The organism is Nonomuraea sp. NPDC001684, from assembly GCF_053596515.1.
Window position 1 is genome coordinate 1 of the sequence record NZ_JBSFGJ010000712.1, and the last position, 3,049, is coordinate 3,049.

A 3,049-nucleotide genomic window follows, 5' to 3' on the forward strand; every position below is an offset into this window, starting at 1 on the left:
TAAAGCCACAGGCGCGAGGTTCGCCGCGAGGAGGAACAGAGAGCATCCAAGCCCCCGGGCCCATGTGATCCGCCACAGCGCAGGCGATCTTCGTTCGGCTGCTCGTTATCCCAGGTGAGGCCCGTGGCGCAGGGCCCAGAGGAGAGGATCGGCGACGCGGAACGGAGCAAAGACTGGCGTGTGCCTGGGCTGGAGCCGCCCCGGCTGGATCGCCCTCGGCGTCGGCTTCGCCCTCGTCGGCCTCCTGGTGCCCCCCGCGGCCCGGCTCGCCGAACGGCGGGCCACCCTGGTCAGCGCCCGGGTGGCGGATCAGCGGCCGTGATAGTGCGGCAGATCGAGCGGCGGCACCGGGAAACCGCCTGCGGTCGGCTCTTCGCCGAGCTCCTCGAACTCGGCGTCGACCTGTGCCTTCCTGGCTTCCCTTCGCCGCTGGCCGACGGTGTCGAACCGCATCCAGATGGCCAGTACGCCGACGGCGATGACGACCCCGAGCGCGATGGAGACGACTCCCGGGCTCTGCGTGATCGTACGGACGGCGGCGACGAGAAGGATCCAGCCTAGGTTGACCGGGATGAGGACCTTCCAGCCCAAGGACATGAGCTGGTCGTAGCGCACGCGGGGCAGCGAGGCCCGGACCCAGATGATGAAGCAGAACGTCAGCACGAACTTGATGAAGAACCAGAGCATCGGCCACCAGCCCTCGTTCGCGCCCGCCCACAGCGAGATCGGGAACGGCGCCCGCCAGCCACCCATGAACAGGGTGACCGCGATGCCGGAGGCGGTGAACGTGTGCAGGTACTCGCCCATCATGATCAGAGCGAACTTCAGCGACGAGGAGTACTCCGTCTGGAACCCGCCGACCAGCTCACCCTCACCCTCGGGCAGGTCGAACGGAATCCGCGCCGCGTCACCGAACATGCAGACCACATACACCAGGAACGACGGCAGCAGCATGATGCCGTACCACAGCGACGTCTGCGCGTTCACGATCTCCGAGGTCGACAGCGTCCCGGCGAAGATGAAGACGGCCACGAACGACAGGCCCATCGCGATCTCGTAGGAGACCACCTGCGCCGCCGAACGCAAACCACCGAGCAGCGCGTACGGCGAGCGCGACGACCACCCGGCCAGCACCACCCCGTACACCGAGATGGCCCCCATCGCCAGTATGAACAACACCGCCACCGGCAGATCGACCAGCTGCAACGGCGTCTGGTGCCCGAACATCCACACCTTCGGCCCGAACGGCACGATCGAGAACGCCAGGAACGCCGGAACCACCATCATGACCGGAGCCAGCAGATACAGCACCTTGTCCACGGTGTTGGGGAAGAGATCCTCCTTCAACCCCATCTTGATCGCGTCCGCCACCGACTGCAGGATCCCGAAGGGGCCCGCCCGGTTGGGACCGATGCGGTTCTGCATCCTGGAGATGAGCTTGCGCTCGAAGCAGACCCCGAACACGACCCCCAGCGACAGGAAGAGGAACAGGAACACCGCCTTGACGATGGTGATCCCCAGCGGATCCCTGCCGAAGTCGGCGAGCGTGACTCCCATGACGTGCTGCCCCTTCCCGTCCCGGGCACGCCGTTCGGCCGGGAGCGGAAGGTCACGCTATTCGGCGAGCCGCCCGGTGTCTTGAACGAATGCGAACAGCTGCGCGGGCGTCAGCCGCGACATGGCCCTGATCTCCCGGCTGAGATGCGGCTGGTCGGCGAAACCACAGCTCAGGGCCGCGTCCACGGTGGCTGACGGGCGGCGCCAGCTGTCCACGGTCCGCTGGAAGCGGGCGATCCGGGCGACGGTCTTGGGTGACAAACCCACCACTCTGCGGAATCCGAGCTCGACGTACCGCCTGCTGACACCGACCTCGGCGGCGAGGCCCGCGATCGTGCGCGGACAGTCCGGGGCCTGCAGCCGCCACCAGGCGCGCATGATCAGGTGGTCGCGTCCCGGGCCGGGGCGCAGCCACGCCGTCAGGCGCTCCCACAGCAGGGCGAAGCGCTCATCCCAGCTCGCTGACTCGCCCAGCCGCCCCGCCAGCTCCTCGGCCCGGACGCCGAGGAGGTCAGCGAGCGGCACGGTCGTCCCGGCCACCTCCCGGACCGGCGCGCCCGTCAGCGCGGACATCCCGGCGGGGGTGAGCCCGACCGCCATCCCGTGACGCCACGGCGTGCGGACCGCGAACGTCGCGGTGGCGCGCGGGCCGGTGACGATCGGGCTCATGCCGGTGAAGTCGACGATCAAGGTGGCCGCGTTGAGCGGCAGCATCCGCGCGTCCTCCGCCGTCCGCGTCCGGAACCCCGCCGCTCCCAGCGCGTACGGGCGCAGGTGCGGCGGCGACCGCCGCACAATCATCTCGTACGGCTCAGCCTGCCTCAGCGCAGGCACCGAGTGGATCATGCCGTGGTCGGCAGGAGCATGGCGCGTGCCTGACGTGCCTTACATGCCAGACCAACCATGGATAACGCGTCAGACACGTTCTGAATCCTTCATGTGCCTAGCATGCCTGACACTCCGACAGCACCGAAGATATCCCCGATTATCTAGTGTTCTCCAGCGAAGTAGCTGGTCAGCCGCATGAAGGCTTGTAAGGCATGTCAGGCAAGTGTGCTGGCCGCGCTGCCGCACCGAGGTCCGAGTTGTCTGACGATAAAGGGGTGGTGGCGTTCAGCCGGACCAGCGATCATCTCCAGATGCCCGTCGAAGAGAGCGCAAGCGCGCAGCGAGGTCCTCTGGCCGGCCGTGTCGCGGTGGTGACCGGCGTGAGCCGGCAGGCCGGGATCGGGTTCGCCCTGACGCGGGAGCTGCTGGCCGCCGGTGCCAGGGTGCTGGTGCAGTCATGGACACCTCATGACGCTGATCAGCCGTGGGGCAGCGACCCGGCGGGGATGGCCGGCGTGCTTGAGGCGTTGGGCGGCCTGGGCGACCGGCTGGCGCATGTCCAGGCCGACTTCGCCGATCCGCTGAAGCCGGCGTGGGTGATCGAGCAGGCTGTCCAGCGGTTCGGGCACGTTGACGTGCTGATCGCGAACCATGCCCGCAGCTC

General features: G+C 68.1%; 4 protein-coding genes. 2 read left to right on the plus strand and 2 right to left on the minus strand.

All coding sequences use genetic code 11. From position 1 onward, the window contains the following. The first annotated feature begins 178 nt into the window (after positions 1–178). Positions 179–322, plus strand: coding sequence for a hypothetical protein (locus ACWCSD_RS50525; protein WP_397157278.1), 144 nt, complete (start codon positions 179–181; stop codon positions 320–322). Here the strand turns inward: ACWCSD_RS50525 and nuoH are convergent. Further along, positions 310–1,557, minus strand: a complete 1,248-nt coding sequence (gene nuoH / locus ACWCSD_RS50530; RefSeq protein ID WP_449926655.1) for an NADH-quinone oxidoreductase subunit NuoH — start codon at positions 1,555–1,557, stop codon at positions 310–312. The two genes, ACWCSD_RS50525 and nuoH, sit on opposite strands and share 13 nt — an antisense overlap. A 57-nt stretch (positions 1,558–1,614) precedes the next feature. After that, positions 1,615–2,391, minus strand: a complete 777-nt coding sequence (locus tag ACWCSD_RS50535) for a helix-turn-helix domain-containing protein (protein WP_449926658.1) — start codon at positions 2,389–2,391, stop codon at positions 1,615–1,617. Between the two features lie 269 nt (positions 2,392–2,660). Here ACWCSD_RS50535 and ACWCSD_RS50540 point away from each other — a divergent pair. Further along, positions 2,661–3,049: SDR family NAD(P)-dependent oxidoreductase (locus tag ACWCSD_RS50540; protein WP_449926661.1), on the plus strand; the 389-nt coding region annotated here is incomplete at its 3' end.